The organism is Sulfurospirillum sp. UCH001 (assembly GCF_001548035.1).
In the GTDB taxonomy this organism is placed as follows: domain Bacteria; phylum Campylobacterota; class Campylobacteria; order Campylobacterales; family Sulfurospirillaceae; genus Sulfurospirillum.
On sequence record NZ_AP014723.1, the window covers coordinates 1,512,723 to 1,533,021 of the forward strand.

General features: G+C 35.9%; 18 protein-coding genes. 6 read left to right on the forward strand and 12 right to left on the reverse strand.

The window, feature by feature from the left end:
• Positions 1-7 precede the first annotated feature (7 nt).
• The 5 genes from folP to UCH001_RS07605 are packed head-to-tail and all read right to left on the reverse strand — an operon-like array spanning position 8 to position 3,989.
• A complete protein-coding gene (gene folP, locus UCH001_RS07585; RefSeq protein ID WP_067176429.1) occupies positions 8-1,150 on the reverse strand; it encodes a dihydropteroate synthase in 1,143 nt (380 codons plus the stop codon).
• Positions 1,147-1,767 carry a DNA polymerase III subunit delta' gene (locus UCH001_RS07590; protein ID WP_067178495.1) on the reverse strand — a complete coding sequence of 207 codons (621 nt, stop codon included), beginning with the start codon at positions 1,765-1,767 and terminating at the stop codon, positions 1,147-1,149. Before UCH001_RS07590 ends, folP begins: the two co-directional genes overlap by 4 nt.
• Entirely contained in the window at positions 1,760-2,311 is a 552-nt protein-coding gene (locus tag UCH001_RS07595) for a HobA family DNA replication regulator (protein WP_067176432.1), read from the reverse strand. The genes UCH001_RS07590 and UCH001_RS07595 overlap by 8 nt, the downstream gene beginning before the upstream one ends.
• Before the next feature lie 3 nt (positions 2,312-2,314).
• Positions 2,315-3,517, reverse strand: coding sequence for an aspartate kinase (locus UCH001_RS07600; RefSeq protein WP_067176437.1), 1,203 nt, complete (start codon positions 3,515-3,517; stop codon positions 2,315-2,317).
• 1 nt (position 3,518) lies between these two features.
• The gene (locus UCH001_RS07605; RefSeq protein WP_067176441.1) at positions 3,519-3,989 is read right to left on the reverse strand and encodes an RNA pyrophosphohydrolase; all 471 of its coding nucleotides are present in this window, start codon (positions 3,987-3,989) and stop codon (positions 3,519-3,521) included.
• 76 nt (positions 3,990-4,065) lie between these two features.
• Here UCH001_RS07605 and hemW point away from each other — a divergent pair, with 76 nt between their 5' ends.
• On the forward strand, positions 4,066-5,121 hold the full coding sequence (gene hemW / locus UCH001_RS07610) for a radical SAM family heme chaperone HemW (protein ID WP_067176444.1): 1,056 nt from the start codon (positions 4,066-4,068) through the stop codon (positions 5,119-5,121).
• Here the strand turns inward: hemW and UCH001_RS07615 are convergent.
• From UCH001_RS07615 to UCH001_RS07625, 3 genes are read right to left on the reverse strand one after another with little or no spacing between them, the layout of a single operon-like run.
• Entirely contained in the window at positions 5,111-6,721 is a 1,611-nt protein-coding gene (locus tag UCH001_RS07615) for a cation:proton antiporter (RefSeq protein ID WP_067176447.1), read from the reverse strand. The genes hemW and UCH001_RS07615 overlap by 11 nt on opposite strands.
• Before the next feature lie 2 nt (positions 6,722-6,723).
• Positions 6,724-7,098 (reverse strand): heat shock protein transcriptional repressor HspR, encoded by a 375-nt coding sequence (locus UCH001_RS07620; protein WP_067176452.1) that lies wholly within the window; start codon positions 7,096-7,098, stop codon positions 6,724-6,726.
• A gap of 18 nt (positions 7,099-7,116) precedes the next feature.
• Positions 7,117-8,010 (reverse strand): DnaJ C-terminal domain-containing protein, encoded by an 894-nt coding sequence (locus UCH001_RS07625; RefSeq protein ID WP_067176455.1) that lies wholly within the window; start codon positions 8,008-8,010, stop codon positions 7,117-7,119.
• A 171-nt stretch (positions 8,011-8,181) separates the two neighbouring features.
• Here UCH001_RS07625 and UCH001_RS07630 point away from each other — a divergent pair, with 171 nt between their 5' ends.
• The 4 genes from UCH001_RS07630 (at position 8,182) to UCH001_RS07645 (ending at position 12,015) form a co-directional block, all read left to right on the forward strand.
• The gene (locus tag UCH001_RS07630) at positions 8,182-9,597 is read left to right on the forward strand and encodes a Do family serine endopeptidase (protein WP_067176458.1); all 1,416 of its coding nucleotides are present in this window, start codon (positions 8,182-8,184) and stop codon (positions 9,595-9,597) included.
• 61 nt (positions 9,598-9,658) lie between these two features.
• A complete protein-coding gene (locus UCH001_RS07635) occupies positions 9,659-10,339 on the forward strand; it encodes a response regulator transcription factor (RefSeq protein WP_067176461.1) in 681 nt (226 codons plus the stop codon).
• Complete coding sequence (locus UCH001_RS07640) at positions 10,336-11,568, forward strand: ArsS family sensor histidine kinase (protein WP_067176465.1); 1,233 nt, start codon at positions 10,336-10,338, stop codon at positions 11,566-11,568. Before UCH001_RS07635 ends, UCH001_RS07640 begins: the two co-directional genes overlap by 4 nt.
• 45 nt (positions 11,569-11,613) lie before the next feature.
• Positions 11,614-12,015 carry a hypothetical protein gene (locus UCH001_RS07645; RefSeq protein ID WP_067176471.1) on the forward strand — a complete coding sequence of 134 codons (402 nt, stop codon included), beginning with the start codon at positions 11,614-11,616 and terminating at the stop codon, positions 12,013-12,015.
• Positions 12,016-12,034: 19 nt separating this feature from the next.
• On the opposite strand, the gene UCH001_RS07650 is transcribed toward UCH001_RS07645, so the two are convergent.
• Entirely contained in the window at positions 12,035-13,237 is a 1,203-nt protein-coding gene (locus tag UCH001_RS07650) for an ABC transporter permease (protein WP_067176474.1), read from the reverse strand.
• Positions 13,238-13,246: 9 nt separating this feature from the next.
• Positions 13,247-15,826 (reverse strand): preprotein translocase subunit SecA, encoded by a 2,580-nt coding sequence (gene secA / locus UCH001_RS07655; protein ID WP_067178496.1) that lies wholly within the window; start codon positions 15,824-15,826, stop codon positions 13,247-13,249.
• 127 nt (positions 15,827-15,953) lie between these two features.
• Here secA and lolA point away from each other — a divergent pair, with 127 nt between their 5' ends.
• Positions 15,954-16,469 carry a LolA-like outer membrane lipoprotein chaperone gene (gene lolA, locus UCH001_RS07660; RefSeq protein WP_067176478.1) on the forward strand — a complete coding sequence of 172 codons (516 nt, stop codon included), beginning with the start codon at positions 15,954-15,956 and terminating at the stop codon, positions 16,467-16,469.
• A 4-nt stretch (positions 16,470-16,473) separates the two neighbouring features.
• Here the strand turns inward: lolA and UCH001_RS07665 are convergent, their stop codons facing one another.
• On the reverse strand, positions 16,474-19,047 hold the full coding sequence (locus tag UCH001_RS07665; RefSeq protein ID WP_067176481.1) for an EAL domain-containing protein: 2,574 nt from the start codon (positions 19,045-19,047) through the stop codon (positions 16,474-16,476).
• Positions 19,048-19,115: 68 nt separating this feature from the next.
• The gene (nhaA, locus tag UCH001_RS07670) at positions 19,116-20,291 is read right to left on the reverse strand and encodes a Na+/H+ antiporter NhaA (protein WP_067176484.1); all 1,176 of its coding nucleotides are present in this window, start codon (positions 20,289-20,291) and stop codon (positions 19,116-19,118) included.
• Positions 20,292-20,299: the final 8 nt, after the last annotated feature.

A 20,299-nucleotide genomic window follows, 5' to 3' on the forward strand; every position in this document is an offset into this window, starting at 1 on the left:
GAACGTCCTAAATAGTAAGATTAAGTGCTCTTAATACACTAAGAGCTTGTACATGTGCTTTCACATCATGTACACGTAAAATAGTTGCACCATGTTCATATGCCTTTAAATGAAGTGCTAATGAGCCAGCTAAACGCTCAGGAATAGGTGTAGGAATAATTTTATCAATCATTGATTTCCGACTTGCTCCAACAAGCAATGGATAACCAAAATGTAAAAAATGTTCATGATGCTTGAGAAGCTTCAAATTGTGCTCTAAACTCTTTCCAAACCCAATTCCAACGTCTAATACGATTTTTTTAATTCCAAAGCTTTTTGCTTTTGCAATACGTTCTTCAAAAAATGCATCAACCTCTAAAAGGACATTTTCATAAAAGGGTTCTTGTTGCATACTTTGAGGATCTCCTTGCATATGCATCAAAACAACGGTTGCATCGTATTTTGCTGCTACACGAGCAACATCATCATTTGCAAGTGCAGTGATGTCATTAACAATGCTAAAACCTCTTTGAAGAGCATACTCTAAAGACACGGGAGAGTAGCTATCGAGAGAAAAAAGAGCTTTATCAAAAAGCTTATGCTCATAAATAAGATCAATAATAGGCTTTACGCGAGCAAGTTCTTCAAAATCACTTACACCAAGACTTCCTGGTCGGCTTGAGACACCACCAAGATCGATGATGCTTGCACCCTCTTCTATCATTGTTTCAATGTGTTTTAATGCATTCTCACCACTAAAACGACTCCCTTGAAAAAAGCTATCTTCATTGGTATTGATAATACCCATAACATGGAAATCATCTTGAGGACTCACAACAAATTCATTTAAATGTGCTGCGAACTCTTTTAAACCAAAAGGTTGCACTTTTTCTTTGCGGGCTAGCTCTTTTAGCTGTTTATCATTTGCGATTAAAATAGCATCAACCAAAGGGTTTTTACACGTAATCGTCTCTTTAGGCACTGCCAAATCTGCACCTATTGAGAGGGCATCTTGCTTGAGGATGTTGGCAGCTGGGGATTTAAGATCTTTAATATAAATAAAATTAAGATGTGACTTTTGCTCCAAAATAGCACTACCCTCTTTGGTAACACCTAAATTTTGGAACAATGATTTTACATCACTGTTAGAATTGAGTTTATAAAGTTTCATCGGTATTTTCTCAGCATAATTGAAAGTAAAAGGGATGTTAAAATAGTCTGTGCTCTGGTATTAAGCTCAACCAAATGGAGAAGCTTTTGAAAATGCTCTAGCTCTTTTTCACTAAAGCGTAAGTGGTGTTCATTGATAGCTTCAAAAACAATAGCTTGTACAAGCTCTTTGAGAAATGTTTTTTCAACACTTTGATGCTTTTGAATAAAAGGATAAATATCACTAAGATCAAGCTTTGAAAGATTTAGTCCGCTATGGATCACCTCTTGTTCGACCAATAACTCTTTATGAAGTAAACGTGAACGAATGGTTGGTAAAAAAGCTGTTTTGGAAGGTGCAACAACAATGAAAACAATATGCCTTGGTGGCTCTTCAAGAATTTTCAGAAGAGCATTTTGTGCTTCTACACGATACCCTTTAGCAATAAGAATCAGATATTTATTAGCAGATTCCGCAATGTACGCCTCTTTGATAACCTCTTTGGCATCATCAATCAAAAACTCATCTTTAATAAAAAAAAGATGACGCTCTTTAGCGTACTCTTCTTGCAGACTCTCTTTGGCCTTTTCCACATTTTTACAAATTAAAATATGGCTAAGAATCCCTTCATCACTCATTTTCAAAGGTAACCTCAGCAAAAAGTACGGCATCAATACTTTTATCAAGAAGTCTGAAAAGCTGAATTAATTTAATATCTAAACTATCGTCATCACTTAAAAGATAAAAGCTATTTTGAACGTGTTCATCCATAATCCACATAAAACTATCATCTTTACGTTTAGCAATCTGCATTTTTATGTCGCTATTCTTTCCTACATAAAAGAATGTATAACCACTTGGGAATGCTTGTGAGAGCATATTTTCTAGAAGCTCTATATCTTCTTTTGTTTTTACTTGATACAAGTTAGGATAAAGCGTTTGCAGCGATAAAAATGGCAAAAGCGGTCTATTTTTATGGTGATTATTGATGGCTCTAAGCATATAGTGGCAGAACCATGCTCTATCATCGTCCGTAATCACAATAAAAGTATGTCCATCGAGAAGATTTTTCAGCATGGAAGCAGCAAGAGGTACCCATTCGAACCTCTTCTCTTCCATCCAACTCATCGTAGAGCCGTCTTTGCGGATCTCTTCAAGTGTCCACTTTAAAAATTGTTGCATAAATTATTTGTCCAATTGGTATGCGCTATGAAGTGCACGTACTGCTAACTCACCATATTTTGCTTGAATAACCATAGAGATTTTAATCTCGCTGGTACTGATCATTTCGATATTAATTCCCTCTTTAGCCATAGTGTCAAACGCTTTACACGCAACACCGCTGTGTGATTTCATACCAACACCGACAACAGATACTTTTACGATGTCGCTATCGTACTCCATAACATCACTTGCTCTAAGTTCGCTCATAGCAGCTTTTGTCATTTCAAGTTCGTTTTGAGGTACAGTAAATCCAAGATTGGTAGTACCATCGTGTCCAACATTTTGAATAATCATATCAACGTTAACGTTACAATCAGCCAATTTCTTGAAAATCTCAGCTGCAATGCCTGGTTTATCTGTAACACCACGTAAAGTAACTCTAGCTTGATTTTTATCGAGTGCAATACCGCTAACTAATGGTTGTTCCATAATATTATCTTCCTTTGTTATAAGTGTTCCTTCATTGTGGTTAAAACTGCTACGAGTGACCAAATTGACATTCAATTTTTTAGCCATCTCAACAGAGCGACTTTGGAGTACTTTTGCTCCAAGGCTTGCAAGTTCTAACATTTCGTCATAACTGATTTTATCAAGTTTTTTTGCTTTTGGCTCAATACGAGGATCGGTTGTGTAAACACCATCTACATCGGTATAAATCTCGCAAAGATCTGCTTCAAGAGCACCTGCAATTGCTACAGCAGAAAGGTCACTTCCACCACGTCCCAATGTCGTAACTTCACCATTTTCTGTTACACCTTGGAAACCAGCGACAACAATAATCTTGCCCGTTTTTAATGCTGCTTTCATCGCCGCTGTATCGATGTGTTCAATTCTCGCTTTTGTATGTACATCATCCGTTACAATACCTGCTTTACGACCACTCATAGAAACAGCTTCATACCCTTTGGCTTCAAGAGCAATGGCTAAAAGTGCACTGGTTACACGCTCACCTGCACTAAGAAGTACATCAACTTCGCGTTGGTTAGGTGTAGAGCTGTAAAATCCTGCAAAATCTAAAAGCTTATTGGTCTCGCCACTCATCGCTGAAACGACTACAACAAGATCATGCCCTTCTTTTTTGCTCTCAATAACTCTTTGAGCAACGGCATCGATACGCTCAACATTGCCAACACTCGTTCCTCCGTATTTTTGAACGATTAACATCTTAAAGGTACCCTTCTTTCTTGAAATATTCTAACACCTGTTTATATACTGGGCGCTTGAAATAGGTAATAAAATCAAACACCTCTTCTAAACTGACAAATTTAAAGTCGCAAAACTCTGGCTCTTTCGTTGCAAGATTAATCTTGGCATCTTTTTTGAGTCTTACTAAAAAATATTTTTGGCTCTGACCATCAAAAGGGTACATTTTTTGAGCAATTTTTTGAGGAAAGTCATATTGTAGCCATTCAGGATACTCTGCAATAATTTCCACCTCACCTGTACCAATCTCTTCTTCTAATTCACGGTAAAGCGCTTCTCGTGGTGTTTCACCCTCGTCAATTCCTCCTTGTGGGAATTGCCAAGCACCTTCGATATCGCTACGACTCGCAATAAAAAGTTGACATTGAAAAGGGTATTTAGCAGAGACCACCACGGCAGCAACATTTGGTCTGTATCGTTTTGGTGATTCCATAATTACGCATTACCTCTATATTTTTGTTAAAATAGTATCAAAAAAGTCATTAAACTTGCTTGATACAAGGAATTTCGTGTTAGCCTACCTTCATATCCCCTTCTGTGATAGTAAATGCCACTATTGCGCTTTTAACTCCTATGATAATAAATCTTCACTCAAACAAAACTATATGCAACGTATTACAGAGCAACTTCAGTTTGAACTTGAAAAATTTGCTTCACAAAAGAAAAGCATTAGCTCTTTGTTTATTGGAGGAGGAACACCTTCAACCATTCCAGCGTCATGGTATGAGCCTTTTTTTGACATCATTAAACCTTATTCACAAGATGATGCAGAAGTCACGTCAGAAGCCAATCCACACTCAGCTACCCATGAATGGATAGCACACATGCATGCTTTAGGCGTTAATCGTCTTAGCTTTGGAGTTCAAAGTTTCAATGAAAAAAAACTTACTTTTTTAGGGCGCAATCACACACCAAAAATTGCACTTCAAGCCATTGAAAATGCTGCCAAAGAAGGCATTGAGAACATCTCTCTTGATTTGATTTATGGAACAACGCTCGATACTGAAATATTATTGCAAGAAGATTTGCGTATAGCGTCTTCTTTACCCATTAACCACATCAGTGCTTATGCGCTGACTCTTGAAGAAGAAACGCCTTTTTACACGAGAAAAGACGTTGCAAATGGTTCTGAAGAATTAGCACGAAATTTTGTGAAAAATATTATTGAGTCAGGCTTTCCTCAGTACGAAATATCCAATTTCGGTAGATATCAAAGCAAACACAATAAAGGGTATTGGGAACATCAAGACTATCTTGGGATTGGTGCAGGCGCTGTTGGTTTTTTACATAACAGACGTTTTTATCCAACAAAAAGTATAGAAGCATATACACAAAATCCTCTTATACAAGAGACTGAACTATTAAGTAACGAGGACTTACATATAGAGAAAATTTTCTTGGGATTGCGTAGTGTTGTTGGAATTCCTATGGAACATTTCAGTGTTAAAGAGAAGGAAAGAGTCAATCTTTTAATTACAGAAAAAAAACTCATATGGCACGAAAATCGTGTTTTCAATAACGACTATTTTTTAAGCGATGAAATAGCCCTGTTTATCACTCAGTAGGATTTTCTTCTAGTGCCACATGTAGAAGCGCTTTTGCCGCTTCTCTTCCTTCATTAACAATATGTTTTACCTGAAGAGCTTTAAGCAATTTTTTCTCATCATAATCACTGGCTTTAGCGACGATTTTAATTGGTGCGTCAAATGATTTTAAGACTTCACACAAAAGAATCAGTTTTTTTTCATTATTGATCGCAATGATGACCGCTTTTGCATTTTCAACAAATGCATTTTTCAAAATACTTTTCTCAGCGGCATTTCCAAAATAAACAGGCTCGCCCCTACTTTGTCCAAGTTTTACAAGATTGATATCATGCTCTAGTACTAAGTAATTAATATTCATTTTTTTAAGACGATAGACAATCTCTTGTCCAAGCTTTCCATAACCACACACAATGATATGATCTTTAATCCCAGAAGAGTGGATCATAAAGTCACCGTTATTTGGCTCTTTCGTGATAGCATCGACAATTTTCTTCATATTTTTCAAAATAAAAGGCGTTAAAATCATCGATAAGACAACGGTTACAATTAAAATTTGTGATGTTTTAGCACTAATGAGATGGGATGAGCTTGTAAGGGCTAAAATAGCCAAAGAAAACTCACCACCTTGACACAAAGCAAGACCTGTTTTTAGCGCAACTCTACCACCAACCGAGAAGAATAAAATGGCAAAAACAACCAGTGTTTTAAATGCCATCATCGCACCAAGAAAAAGTAAAATCGTCCCATAATTTTGAGCAATAAGGCTTAAGTCTATTTGCATACCTACCGTAATAAAAAAGAGTCCTAAAAGGAGATCACGAAACGGTACAAGGTCGGCTTCAATTTGGTGTTTATATTGCGTTTCTGACATCATCATACCTGCCAGAAAAGCACCTAGCGAGTAAGAAAATCCTAAAGTATGGGCTAAAAATGAAGCACCCACCACCAATAATAAAACAGAAGCAATAAAAATTTCTTGTGTATCTGCCCACACAACTAATGATAAAAAGCGATTGAGAAGGTATTTGCTCACAACATACATCAACCCTAAAATAATGACGGCGCTATAGAGTGTTTGCAACAACAAAGAAGAGAGTGAGCTCGTTTGATTGGAAAAAATATTAATCATCAATAAGATGGGAATAACAGCAATATCTTGAAAAAGAAGAATTCCCAGTGCTTTACGTCCATAAACAGTATGAATCGTTCCACTATCATTGAGAATTTTAAGAACAATTGCAGTCGATGATAGTGCTAATGCGTAACCAATGACAATCGCACTCTTTTTTTCTATGCCAAAAAAATACTCAGAGCCTAATGCAATAACACCACCTACGAGTGAGACTTGCAAGAGACCGTAAAAGAAAACATCTTTTTTCATTCCTAAAAGATGTTTAATGGAAAATTCAAGCCCAATAGTAAACATCAAAAAAACAACGCCAAACTCTGCGATATGGGTGAGAGATTCATTATTACGACCTAAATTATACATATAAGCAATAGCAAACCCAGTGATAATATAACCAATAATCGTTGGTATATTAAAACGTTTCAATAAGATATTGAAAAGAGTTGCTAAAGCGGTTGCACTTAAAATGATCGCTAATAAATTATCCACATTTACTCCCCAAATAAAATAATCTCGTAACTGTTTTTATGTTTTACCAATGGATTTTTAGTTTGTGTACTTTTTTTAGAAAGACCACTCACTTCTAAACGAAGGGTTTCAATCAATGCTTCATATTCATCGATTTTATCTTTGAGCTGCATAATGATGTCAACACCTGCTAAATTAACACCCAAATCACGAGTAAGACGTTGAATCATTTTGATCTTATCGATATCACGTTGTGAGTAAAGCCTCATTTTTCCATCTGTCCTTGAAGGTCTTACCAGCCCTTCTCGTTCATACTGACGAAGGGTTTGAGGATGAATCGTTAAAACCTTTGCTACAACACTAATCAAATAAACAGGTTCTTCATATCCGTGATGCATGATATACTCCTCTTTAATTTAGTTTGGTAAATGTGATTCCATCATTGCTTTCAAGGAACTATCTAATGAAGCAACTGGAGGAAGAACAATATTGGCCACTAAGTATAAATCGCCTTTTGTTTGTGTTTTACGATTTAGTGCACCATACTCTTTTACTCTAAATTTTTGTCCATTTTTTGTATCTTCTTTTACTTTCAGTGTAATCTCTTTGTAAAGTGTATCTACAGTGATTTTACCGCCGAAAAGTGCCGTTTTTAAAGGAACATCAATGGTTTTTATCAAATCATCACCTTCTCTAGTATATTCAGGACTTGAAGCCACTTCAACACTTAAAATGAGATCGCCTTTTTGTCCTTGAAACGATTTTCCTTTATCTTTGACACGCATTTTTTCGCCATTTTTAATACCTGCTGGAATTTTGACATCAAAACTCTCGTTGTTATAAGAGAGGGAATGTTTTCCACCTAAAATAGCGACATTGAAAGGAATAACAATTTTAGCGCTAACATCTAAGTCTGGTTCACCAAAGCCACCAAAACCACCACCGCCAAAACTCGAACCACCAAATCCTCCAAAACCACCTCGACTGCTACTAAAGCCGCCAAAGCCACCGCCGCCACCGAAGATACTACGTAAGATGTCATCGAGATTTGCGCCACCTTGAGAATGTGCAAAGTCATGGAAATTTTGACCACCAAACATACTATCGCCATATTGATCATACTGACGACGTTTTTGTTCATCACTCAAAATTTCATACGCAGCGTTAATCTCTTTGAATTTTTCTTCCGCGCCTGCATCTTTATTGATGTCTGGGTGGTATTTACGCGCTAATCTTCTGTACGCTTTTTTTATTTCATCTGCACTGGCATCTGGGGAGACATCCAATGTTTCATATAAACTTTTACTCATGGGTATTAACCTTATTGTGGACGGTGTTCTGTCCATTAATATTTATAGTGATTATAACATAAAAGTTTAGTCTAGGTCAATCAACTTATATGATTAATTCCTCAATATTTACTATATATTTACCTCTGTTATCTATAATTTCATTTATAGAAACTATCAAGGAGTTTAACAATGAAAAAGATGATTTTTTTATCCCTTATCGCATCCATTTCACTGTATGCGGCTACTATTGAAATAGCCCAAATGCCCAAAGACTCAGAACGTCAAGATGCTACATCTCAAAATGTGATTCTCTCTTATCATAATGCTATTAAAGATGCTAAAAAAAGTGTTGTTAACATTGCAACGACTAAAAAAAGTAAGCAAAATGACCAACTCAATGAGCTTATGCAAAATCCGTTCTTTAAAGAATTTTTTGGCAACCGTTTACCTGAGCTCAAACAACAAGAACGCAAATCTCATTCACTAGGATCTGGCGTTATCATCTCTGCAAATGGTTACATTGTAACTAACAATCACGTTGTTGAAGGTGCCGATGAAATCGTCATCACATTACCTGATGATGAAAAAGAGTATAAAGCAAAAATCATTGGAGAAGACCCTAAAACAGACCTTGCCGTTGTAAAGATTGAAGCAAAAGATCTGCAAGTCGCTAAATTTGGTGACTCGTCCAATCTGCTTGAAGGTGACGTCGTTTTTGCCATCGGTAACCCTTTTGGTGTAGGTGAAACGATTACACAAGGTATTATTTCAGCACTCAATAAAAACAATGTTGGACTAAACCAATACGAAAACTTCATTCAAACCGATGCTTCCATCAACCCTGGTAATTCGGGTGGTGCACTTGTGGATAGTCGTGGTGCTTTGATTGGTATTAACAGTGCTATTCTTTCAAAAGGTGGTGGCAATAACGGCGTTGGTTTTGCTATACCTTCTAACATGGTACAAAAAATTGCTACTTCGTTAGTCGAGACAGGTAAAATTGAGAGAGGTTTTATGGGCGTTTCCATCTCCGACTTGACCAATGATCTTAAAGAGTTGTACGAAAATAAGCAAGGTGCACTCATTTTGATGATAGAGAAAAACTCACCTGCTGAAAAAGGCGGATTACAAGTATCAGACCTCATTCTTGAGGTAGATGGAGTAAAAATCAAAAACTCTAATGAGCTTAAAAACACTGTCGCAAGCATAGCGCCAGATAAAACCATTACGATTACCTACGAGCGCGATAAAAAAGTAAAAACCACCAAAGTCAAACTGGCTAAGATGGATGCTGAACAAGTTGTTGCGAGTGATGGAAAAAGCACAAGCCCTATTGAAGGACTAAGCCTTTTAGATATCAATGATAAAACAAGAATGCAATACCAAATTCCAAAAGAGATTGAAGGTGTACTTGTTTTAGAAGTGAAAGATGAATCAAAAGCTGAAAAAATAGGCTTTAGAGAAGGTGATATTATTATTCAAGTAGAGCAGACACGTATCACATCTCTTAAAGATTTGAATACTGCTTTAAAAGAGTATAAAAACAGTAAAAAACGCGTTATTATCAATCGTCAGAACTATCGCGCTATCCTTGTTATGCCTTAACCTTTAGGAGGCAAATGCCTCCTAAATAGGCTATAATATCCTTTATCTGAAAGGAGTGTGAATGACGAATGTTTTGATGATTGAAGATGATTTAGAACTTGCTGAAATTTTAACGGAATATTTAGAGCAATTTGATATAACCATTACCATTGCAGACGACCCTTATTTAGGACTTTCTACACTTGATACCAAAAAGTTTGACCTTGTGATTTTAGACCTTACGCTTCCAGGACTTGATGGGCTTGAAGTATGTAAAGAGATTCGCAAACGTCATACCATTCCTATCATCATCTCATCAGCACGTACCGACATTACAGATAAAGTCACAGCGCTTGAAAATGGAGCAGATGACTATCTTCCTAAGCCTTACAACCCAAGAGAACTGCAAGCACGTATTATGAGTTTATTGCGTCGTCAAAAAGGCGTTGTTCCAACAGAACAAAGTGTTCAAAAAACAAAAGATCTGATTTTAAATGAAGACCAGATGATTATTTTATTGCATGGCAAAGAGCTCCACCTCACTGCAGCAGAATATGGAATTTTAGGCTATTTGATGAAAAAAGAAGGCGGCGTTGTATCGAGGGAAGAGCTTATTTACAACATTGAAGCTATTAGTGAAGAAACAACCAATAAAAGTATCGATGTTATCATTGGTCGAATTCGACAAAAACTCGGTGAAAACCCTAAAGAACCAACATACATTCATGCCGTTCGTGGTGTAGGATATAAGTTTTTACAATGACAAAATCTTCCATTTTTTACAGTATTACCTTCATCTTTGCCATCAGTATCGTTAGCATTTTTTTGGCCCTCCTCTTTTTATTGGAATATGATAAACAGACCTATACGGAAAAACTCAATACTAAATATTCTATTATTGCTCGAGCAACACTGTTTCATCTGAATAACTTTATTACCAATGATGAACTAAAGCGCCAGGTACAAGGGTATCAAATGCGCGAAATTACCGACAAAGAATCTCAAATACATATTCTTAAAAATGCACAAATTATTCAAAAAATTGTCGATCGTATCGGAACAAGTGCAATTTTACGTTATGACAATGACCACTATTTACATATTGAAACTAAATACTCCTCTCTTCTTCTAAAAGATGAAGATTTTCAACCTTACCGATATGATCTCATTAAAATGATTTTCGGGGTTGTATTTGCCATTATTATTATTGCCTATATTCTAACGATTCGTAAACTCAAACCACTTCGTAAACTCAAACGACAAATGGATCGTTTTGCAAAAGGGGATCTTGATATTAACTGTAAAACTGATGGGGAAGATGAAATCTCACAAGTCGCGAACTCATTTCATAATGCGGTTGAGCAAATCAACAAACTCAATCACTCCAGACAGCTCTTTTTACGTAACATCATGCATGAACTTAAAACACCTATCACCAAAGGACGTATAAGTGCTGAAATGCTTGAAAATGGTAAACAGCGTGATCGTCTGATTGGGACATTTGAGAAGCTTGAACTTTTGATTAATGAGTTTGCTTCTATTGAACAAATTACATCAGGAGAAGGGCTCAAAAATGTCAAACCGTATCGCTTGGTCGATATGCTCGATGAAGCAATTGACCTAGCAATGATTTCACCTTCTCAAATTGAGATCGAACTGGATGATGAGATTATTTTACATGTCGATTTTAGACTCTTTACCACTGCCATGAAAAATGTCATCGACAATGGTATTAAATATTCCATTGATCAGACCATCAAGATTGTGGCAACAAAAGAGAAGATATCGTTTATCAGCCAAGGAAAACCGCTTAAGTACGAACTTGAGCACTATTTGGAGCCTTTTGTACAAGAGAAAAATTCGCATCAAAGTTTCGGACTAGGACTCTATATCGTGCATCATATTGTTAAAGCACATCATATTAGTTTTACCTACGAACACAAAGATGGATATAATTATTTTAATTTTGAAAAAATTGAGTCGTTAGCATAGATTTTAGAGTACAATTAGAAGAAATAGGTACACAAAGGAGTCTCCATGTCAGGTATTGCTTTTTCAAAAATCAATCTTGCCAATCTGATTGATCACCATATTGCTCTTTTAGAGCGTTTTGGTATTAAAGACGAAGTTCCTTTTTCTCTTATCTTTTTTTCATTAGAAGATAGAGAAGAGATGGATAGTTTGGAGATGTTCCAACGCATTCTTCGAAGAACAGATGCTATTTTTAATCACAGCAATCACTATGTTGTTATGCTTACAGGTACAGATTGGAATGGTGCAACAGAAGTACTCTCTGGAATTCAGAATTTTTTAGATCAAGAACCATTTGATAACGTCGTTACGTATCCAGATGATGGAACGGATTCTAAAACACTTTTACATAAACTACGTGAACTCGTCGAAGAAAACTACAATATCACTACTGATTTATTGAAGTAGGCTTTTATAAGCCTACTTTCTACTCATTTCGTAATGTATCTAAAACGTTAATTTGTGTTGCCTTGTAGGCAGGATAGTATGAAGAAAGCGCTACAATGACACTTGTTCCTAAAACAATAAGAACAAAATCGAGCATAGAAAGATCAAGTGGTAACCTTGCGGTACCATAAACATCTGCAGGCAATGAGATAATATCAAAAGAGCCTAAAACAAAAAGTGCCAATGAACCTAAGATAATCCCAAAGAGCATTCCTCCTCCGCCAATAACTAAGCCAAGATAGAAGAACGTATTTTTGATCTCTTGTTTATACGCACCTAAAGAGAGTAACAGAGCAATTTCTTTACGTCTATTCATTACTGTCATTAAAAGTGAGCTAATAATATTGAGTGATGCGATTAAAATGATGAGCATTAATACAATGAAAAGTGCACGTTTTTCAAGTGCTAGCGCAGCAAAGAAATTCCCATTCATTTGCCACCAACCAACAATGCCCAAATCATCAGGAAGTGCTTTTCGAATTTTTTCGATATCCGCAAAAGGATCATCAGAGTAGATATGAATACCATCAAAATGACCTTCGTCATACTGCATAACTTGTGCTAAAGAATCCAGTGTGGTATACATATAGGCTTTGTCATACGCATTCAATCCAGAACGAAATGAACCTTGATAATTAAAGCGTTTCATTTTTGGGATAAGACTCATACCGCCAGGATCATTTTTTGTGAAAATAAGAGTTGCTTTTTCATCGGATGAAAACTGATGATTTTTAGCGATTTCACTACCTGTAATCAGGTCATATTTATCAAGAGTTTTACCCTTGATTGCTTCTGCAATAATGGAATTAATCTTTGCCTCTTGTTCAAAATTAACACCAAATAACATGCCGCCTTCCAAACGATTGCCCTTTTTGATAATCACTTGGGTTGAAATATAAGGGCTAAATTGGAGTTTTGGAAACTGCTCTTTTAATGCATTCAGTTGTGTCTGATTGACAGGGGAAAAACTACGAGAATAAATTGAGAGAGGATAATTCATGGTAAAGAGTTTTTTTTCAAACTCTTTATCAAATCCATTCATAATTGCCATAGCGACCATAAGTACGGTTAAGCCAATAGCAACGCCAAAAAAGGCTAAAAGAGAGATAACCGTAATAAAGGGTTGAGACTTGTCAAATCGTAAATACTTTTTGACAAGATAGATACTAAGATTCTTTTGCACTCAAAACCCTTACGCTAAAAGCCCTTTTTTAGGACCACTCTTGCCACAGCACTGCTTGTATTTTTTGCCGCTTCCACATGGACATGGCTCGTTTCGTGCTGTTTTTTTATCTTTATCATCTTCATCTTCGTCATTGTATGGACTTTGATGTTGTAGTGTTGCATTGGCATTTGCTGCTTCCATTCTACGAATCATCTCTTCCATAGCACGTCTTTCTTCTTCTTCTTTATTATCACGCAATTGAACAATATGAAGTGTTCTAAAACTTTCAAACTTGATCTGTTCTACGAGTTCAATAAAGAGGTTATAACTCTCTTTTTTATATTCAGTCAATGGATCTTTTTGGTTATAGCCACGAAGACCAATACCTGTTTTTAAAATATCCATCTGATACAAATGTGCTCTCCATGCATTGTCAAGTACCTGGAGATATAAAATACGTTCAATTTCTTTACGTTGTGTTTCATCAACAACAGACATTTTTGCATCAAAATTTTTATCGAGAGTATCAACAATCAATGCACGTAAATCTTCAAATTCTAGGCCTTGTAGGGCATCAATCTCAAATGTTTCATTCAAGTCATCTTGAAGAATAGAAATGAGACGTTCGATGTTGTATTCACTTTGAGCAATTCCCTCATAAATTTCCGCTTTAAAGAGCAAATTTGTTACAAATTCAAAACGAATTTCTTTAATTTTGCTGTCAATATCAAAATTTGGATTTAACAATTCATTTCTAAAATTGTAAATTGTTTTACGTTGTTTGTTAGCAACATCATCATACTCTAAAAGGTGTTTACGAGATTCAAAGTGCAATGCTTCAACTTTTTTCTGAGCATTTTCAACAGCACGTGTAACCATTTTTGACTCAATGTGCTCACCTTCTTCAATTCCTAAACGATCCATAATCGATTTAATACGATCACTTCCAAAAATACGTAATAAGTTATCTTCTAGGCTTAAATAAAAACGGCTTTTACCCACGTCACCTTGACGTCCTGAACGTCCACGAAGCTGGTTATCGATACGGCGGCTCTCATGACGCTCTGTACCAATAATATACAGACCACCCAGTGCTTTAATTTCATCCGTAAGCTTAATATCTACACCACGGCCTGCCATATTTGTTGCAATGGTTACAGCACCTTTAACACCTGCATCTTTAATGATTTGAGCTTCTTTTTCATGGTTCTTAGCATTCAAAACAGAGTGTGGCACTTTCTCTTTTTTGAGAAGTGCGTGTAAAAGTTCACTTTTTTCAATAGAGGCAGTACCAACAAGAACAGGTTGTCCTTTTTCATGGCATGCTTTAATATCTTTAATAACCGCTTCAAATTTCTCTCGTTCTGTTTTATAAATGAGATCGTTCATATCTTCTCTACGCATTGGAACATTCGTAGGAATAGAGATAACTTCTAGGTTATAGATTTGTGCAAATTCTGTTGCTTCAGTTTGAGCAGTACCTGTCATACCTGCTAACTTTTTATAAAGTCTAAAATAATTTTGGAACGTAATGTCCGCAAGTGTTTGAGACTCTTCTTTAATCATAACGCCTTCTTTAGCTTCAAGCGCTTGATGTAAGCCTTCGCTAAAACGTCTACCTTCACTTAAACGACCCGTAAATTCATCAACAATAACAATTTCGCCTTCTCTTACAACATAATCAACATCAGCTGTAAAGAGATAACGTGCTTTAAGGGCTTGATCAAGGTGGTGTGAAAGAACAGCATTTTCGAGGCTATAAAGGTTGTCTACACCAAAGAGTTTTTCAGCATTGCTGATACCCTCTTCTGTCATTAAAACGGTACGATTTTTTTCATCAACGGTAAAATCAACCTCTTTTGTTAATTGTTTTGCTACACCATCTGCAATTTTATATCCATCAAGTGTACGATTTGCTGGTCCTGAAATAATAAGAGGTGTTCTTGCTTCATCAATTAAGATAGAATCCACTTCATCGACGATAACGAAGTTATGTTGACGTTGAACTTTTTCATCTAAAGAATAACGCATATTATCGCGCAAATAATCAAAACCAAATTCGTTGTTTGTTCCATAAGTAATGTCTGCATCATACTGTTCTTTACGTTTAGCGTCATTTTCCAGGTCATTGGTTACAACACCAACGCTGAGTCCTAAAAAGTTATAAATACGAGACATATCCGCAGCATCTCTTTTTGCAAGATAATCGTTGACCGTTACAACATGTACACCCTCACCTGTCATCGCATTTAAAACAACAGGAAGTGTTGCGACAAGTGTTTTACCCTCACCTGTTTTCATTTCAGCGATATCTCCACCATGAAGTACTAAACCACCAATCATTTGTACATCAAAATGACGCATACCTGTTGTTCGTTTACTTGCTTCTCGTGTTAGAGCAAAGATATCATTTAAAATATCATCTAATTTTACGCGACCGGCTTGTACATCTGCTTTAAATGCATTAAAGGCTTCTTTTAAGGCTTCATCACTCATCTTTTCATATGTTGGCTCTAAGGCATTGATCTTTTTTACACGCCCCTGCAGTTCTTTGACAACGCGATCGTTTTTAGTGCCAAAAATTTTACGAATAATATTACTCAACATCATGTGATTCCACCTCGATTTTCTTTACTTTTATACGTTTGCTTTTTCTTAAAGCTTGGGATTTTATCATACTTTTACTATCTATTTGATAAAACTCCATATCTTATTATCTTAACAAGGAGTTTTTATGCGATTTTTATGGATATTTGCTTGTTTAACGACGCTCCTTTTTGCCAAAATCGAACATTTCAAGACTATTCAAAGCGATTTTACACAAAAAGTAACTAACGATCAAAATAAAACTATTATCTATCAAGGTACTTTCTTTGCTACAAATGACAAAAAAGCACTCTGGATTTACGAAAAACCTGTAGCAAAGAAAATCTATTTTAACAACACACGTGTTTTAATCATTGAACCTGAATTAGAACAAGTCATTATTACAACACTTGAAAATACGCCAAATATTGCGCAATTACTCCAAGAGGCAAAAGAAGTTTCTCCTCATAAATATATTACAAAATATCAAGAGACAACCTATACTATTTTTACGCAGAAAGAGAATATTGAAAAGGTTGTTTACCGTGATAAACTGGATAACGCTGTCGAAATCCTTTTTTCTAATCAAACAACCAATCTTTTCTTAGATGACGAACTGTTTAAAGCAGAAATCCCAAGAGGATACGACATCGTCCGTGAGTAATCTCTTAAAGCGATGTTGAGGGTGTCGGTTTTCCAAAGAAATAGCCTTGGAAATTCTGACATCCCATTGCTTTAAGTCTTTCAAATTGCTCTTCTGTCTCTACACCTTCAGCAATCACTTCCATATTAAAATTCTTGCCAATTGAAATAATTGTCTCAACAATCAGTGCATCACTACGATTTAACATAAAGTCACGTACAAACGACTGATCGATTTTAAGTTCATCCACATTAAGACATTTCAAGTATTGCAAACTTGAATATCCTGTTCCAAAATCATCGACAGAAAGGGATACACCCAATGCTTTAAGTTCTCTAATTTTTTCTAATGCTTTCGTACTATCCCCAATTAAAAGGCTTTCAGTAAGTTCTAGACGAATTAGTGCAGGATGAATGGCTGTTTCTTCAAGTGTGCTACGTACACTATACACAAAATCTTCGCGCTCAAACTGCTTGGTACTCACATTGATGGAGACTCTCCATTGCGATTTTAGGGCATCATTTTCCCAAAGTTTCACTTGCATCATCGCCTCTTTTAAGACCCATTGACCAAGTGGGACAATAAGCCCTGACTCTTCACACAAACGAATGAACTGCATAGGTGGTATAAGTTCACCATTAGGTTTAGCAAGCCGTATGAGTGCTTCAACACCTATAATATGGGCATTTTGATCAACTTGTGGTTGATAATAAAGCAAAAATTGTTTTGAATCAATAGCATCTCTTAATTGTTGAAGCATTAAAGATTTTTCTTCCATCACTTTTTGAATATAAGGATCAAAAAAGCGAATCGTATTGCGTCCATCAGTTTTAGCCGTATACATTGCACTATCGGCATGGCTGAGTAGTGTAGCGACATCTTCTTCTCCATCAAAAAGACCAATTCCAATACTCACAGTCACATAAAAAGGATGATTATCGATCATAAATGGCTCTTTTGTTGCAACCAAAATTTGCATTGCGATCTCTTCAGCCTTTTTTGCCGCATTTTCAAGCTCAGTATCTAAAGAAGGTAATAAAAGAGCAAATTCATCTCCACCAAAACGTGCGATGCTATTATTATCTTGTGTATAATTCAATAATCTCTGTGCCATCATAATAAGCAATTGATCACCTGTCGCATGCCCTTTGAGATCATTAATAGATTTAAAATTATCCAAATCCATAAATAACAATGCACCATAAGTTTTACTACGCTTATTTGCATGAATACAAAGTTTTATTTGCTCAATAAGCAATGATTTATTGGCGAGATTTGTAAGAGAATCATAATAAGAGAGTCTTACAATGCTCTCTTTTTGCATAAAAGAGTTAATTGCAAATCCAATATCACCTGCTAATTCTTCTATCATAGCACGTTCTTCTGGACTAAATCCCTCTTCCATCGTTGTACAAACGGTAAGAATACCTAATGCTGAACGTGCGAATTTATCACTTTTTAAAACAGTAATATAAGCTTCACTTACATGATAGCGCATCATTGTCGCTTGACAAGTTTGAGGAATATTCTCACTTTTAGGTTTGATAATTAAAGAACCACACTCTTCAAAAACTTTTTGTTCTAAACTATTGACGTCATGTTCTTCATCAAAACCACATGACTCTTTTACCTGTAAAGCGTCTTTATCCCATAATGCTATTTTGACATGAGCAAATGAATCATTAGCAAAAAGACATCGTGCCGTTTCATAGAGTAGTTCATCTAACGTTTGTGTCGTAATCAAAATTTGGTTGCTATCTGCAACTGTACGCAAAACAGAATAAAGATGCTTTTGATGTGCATATGCATTTTCAAGCTCAATACTTTTTTGGGCTAAGTTCTTTGTACGCTCTAACACCAACGCCTCAAGCTCTTTTTTTTGCTCAACGTCACGTTTTGTCAACTCTCTAATAGCAATATACATGAGGCTCAACAAAAGGAGCATCACAACTGAACTAAATAACATCTCTTTCCAGAAAAATGCAATCACTTCATCAAATAAAGTATTTTTGGGAATCTTAATACTTGTTAGACCTCTTACTTCGCCTAGTTTATAGCCATATGCATGTTCGTAACGTTTTGCAATGTATGGTAATACTTCATTTTTTTCACCATGACATACTAAACAATAGGCTTGAATTCGTAAAGGAGAAGCGAAAAAGAAAAATTCTTCATCTCCTTCTTTGACAAGCTCAATGCTCTCATTTTTATCAGGATTTTGATTAAAATAGGCAATGGATTTTCTTTCTAAAGCATCTGCTTGATTCACAGGGTTACGAGGGCGATCAGAAACATTCTGAATGCTAATACCTTGATTTGAGCGTTTTAAAAATTCTTCACTAATATGCGCAGAAGCATGTGCAGGCAAAAATCCAACAGTAGAATCATTAAGGTCAATTCCACTTTCTAAAAATTGTTTGTGGTACACATAACGCATAGATAAAAAATAATCTTGGAGGGTTTTTGCTTTGGAGTAAGCACGCATTTGTGCCAAATTTTCTGCTTGATGATACAGATACAATACCACAAGCCCGTGCGATATAAACACGCAAAAAGCGATGATCCAAAAAAGACGCTTACTGAGGTTAAGTTGTCTCACAAAGTTGATCCCTTTATTTAGACTACAAGACTTTTAGAGATTGTAATCTCTCTTAACTTAGAATTAAGTTATACCGCTTTGAGTGTACTTTTTAAAAAAATATAACCAATAACACCTGAAAGAAAAGAACCTAATAAAATAGCCAATTTATCAGCATAATAAAACAAATTAGTGTCATTGTACGCTAAAGTATTTACAAAAAGACTCATTGTAAAACCTATACCTGTAAGTATTGAAACACCATAGAGTTGTTTAAAACTGCTTCCCGTTGGTAAAGAAGCAAAGCCTAACTTAATTGCAAGAAAGCTAAAGCCAAAAACACCCAGTTGTTTACCCAAAAAGAGCCCTAGGATAATGCCCAATGAGACGTCAGAAAAAAGAGCCATAGGTGAAAGTCCTTTAAGATCGACACCTGCATTAACGAAGGCAAACAATGGAAGAATAAAAAAGGCAACCCAATAATGTAGATCATGTTCCATCTCTTTTAGCATGGAAAAGCGCTTGCCGTTTCTGTTTGTAGAATACAGAGGAATACAAAAAGCCAATACAACGCCTGCAATCGTTGCATGAACGCCTGATTTTAAAACACTGATCCACAGAACAATGCCAACGAGAACATAGGCTGCTTTTTTAATGACTTTTAAATGATTCATAACAACCAGAACAATAATAGCACCAAATGCAACTAAAATGGATACGAGCGATAAATTGCTCGTATAAAATAATGCAATAATCACAATGGCACCAAGATCATCAATGATGGCTAATGCCATTAAAAAAATTTTGAGTGATGCAGGGACACGATTTCCTAATAAAGAGAGAATACCTAAAGCAAAAGCAATATCAGTTGCTGTTGGGATTGCCCAGCCATTCATGGAAAAAGAGTCTTTCAAATTGAAAAAAGTAAAAATGAGAGCGGGTAAAATCATACCACCAAGTGCAGCGATTGCTGGAAGCGCCACTTGCGTCTTAGAAGAAAGCTCACCTTCTAATACTTCACGTTTAACTTCAAGCCCCACTAAAAAAAAGAAAATTGCCATGAGTCCATCATTGACCCACAAAAAAAGTGGCTTTGCAATACCAAACGTTCCTATACTTATTTGAACTGGAGTACGCAAAAAATCAGAATAAAAATCTGTAAAAAAACTATTTTGTAGAAAGAGTGCCAAAAGTGTCACAGCAATGAGTACTACCCCAGATGAAGACTCTTTTTTTATAAACTCTTCTATTGTTGAAAGCATCATAACCCCTT

Bases quoted from the DNA above. Each gene is read 5' to 3' on its own strand.
- UCH001_RS07640 (WP_067176465.1), top strand. From the start codon at position 10,336: ATGACAAAATCTTCCATTTTTTACAGTATTACCTTCATCTTTGCCATC.
- UCH001_RS07635 (WP_067176461.1), top strand. From the start codon at position 9,659: ATGACGAATGTTTTGATGATTGAAGATGATTTAGAACTTGCTGAAATT.
- lolA (WP_067176478.1), top strand. From the start codon at position 15,954: ATGCGATTTTTATGGATATTTGCTTGTTTAACGACGCTCCTTTTTGCC.
- UCH001_RS07620 (WP_067176452.1), bottom strand. From the start codon at position 7,098: ATGCATCACGGATATGAAGAACCTGTTTATTTGATTAGTGTTGTAGCA.
- UCH001_RS07595 (WP_067176432.1), bottom strand. From the start codon at position 2,311: ATGCAACAATTTTTAAAGTGGACACTTGAAGAGATCCGCAAAGACGGC.
- folP (WP_067176429.1), bottom strand. From the start codon at position 1,150: ATGAAACTTTATAAACTCAATTCTAACAGTGATGTAAAATCATTGTTC.
- UCH001_RS07645 (WP_067176471.1), top strand. From the start codon at position 11,614: ATGTCAGGTATTGCTTTTTCAAAAATCAATCTTGCCAATCTGATTGAT.
- UCH001_RS07590 (WP_067178495.1), bottom strand. From the start codon at position 1,767: ATGAGTGATGAAGGGATTCTTAGCCATATTTTAATTTGTAAAAATGTG.
- UCH001_RS07630 (WP_067176458.1), top strand. From the start codon at position 8,182: ATGAAAAAGATGATTTTTTTATCCCTTATCGCATCCATTTCACTGTAT.
- secA (WP_067178496.1), bottom strand. From the start codon at position 15,826: ATGTTGAGTAATATTATTCGTAAAATTTTTGGCACTAAAAACGATCGC.
- nhaA (WP_067176484.1), bottom strand. From the start codon at position 20,291: ATGATGCTTTCAACAATAGAAGAGTTTATAAAAAAAGAGTCTTCATCT.
- UCH001_RS07605 (WP_067176441.1), bottom strand. From the start codon at position 3,989: ATGGAATCACCAAAACGATACAGACCAAATGTTGCTGCCGTGGTGGTC.
- UCH001_RS07600 (WP_067176437.1), bottom strand. From the start codon at position 3,517: ATGTTAATCGTTCAAAAATACGGAGGAACGAGTGTTGGCAATGTTGAG.
- UCH001_RS07625 (WP_067176455.1), bottom strand. From the start codon at position 8,010: ATGAGTAAAAGTTTATATGAAACATTGGATGTCTCCCCAGATGCCAGT.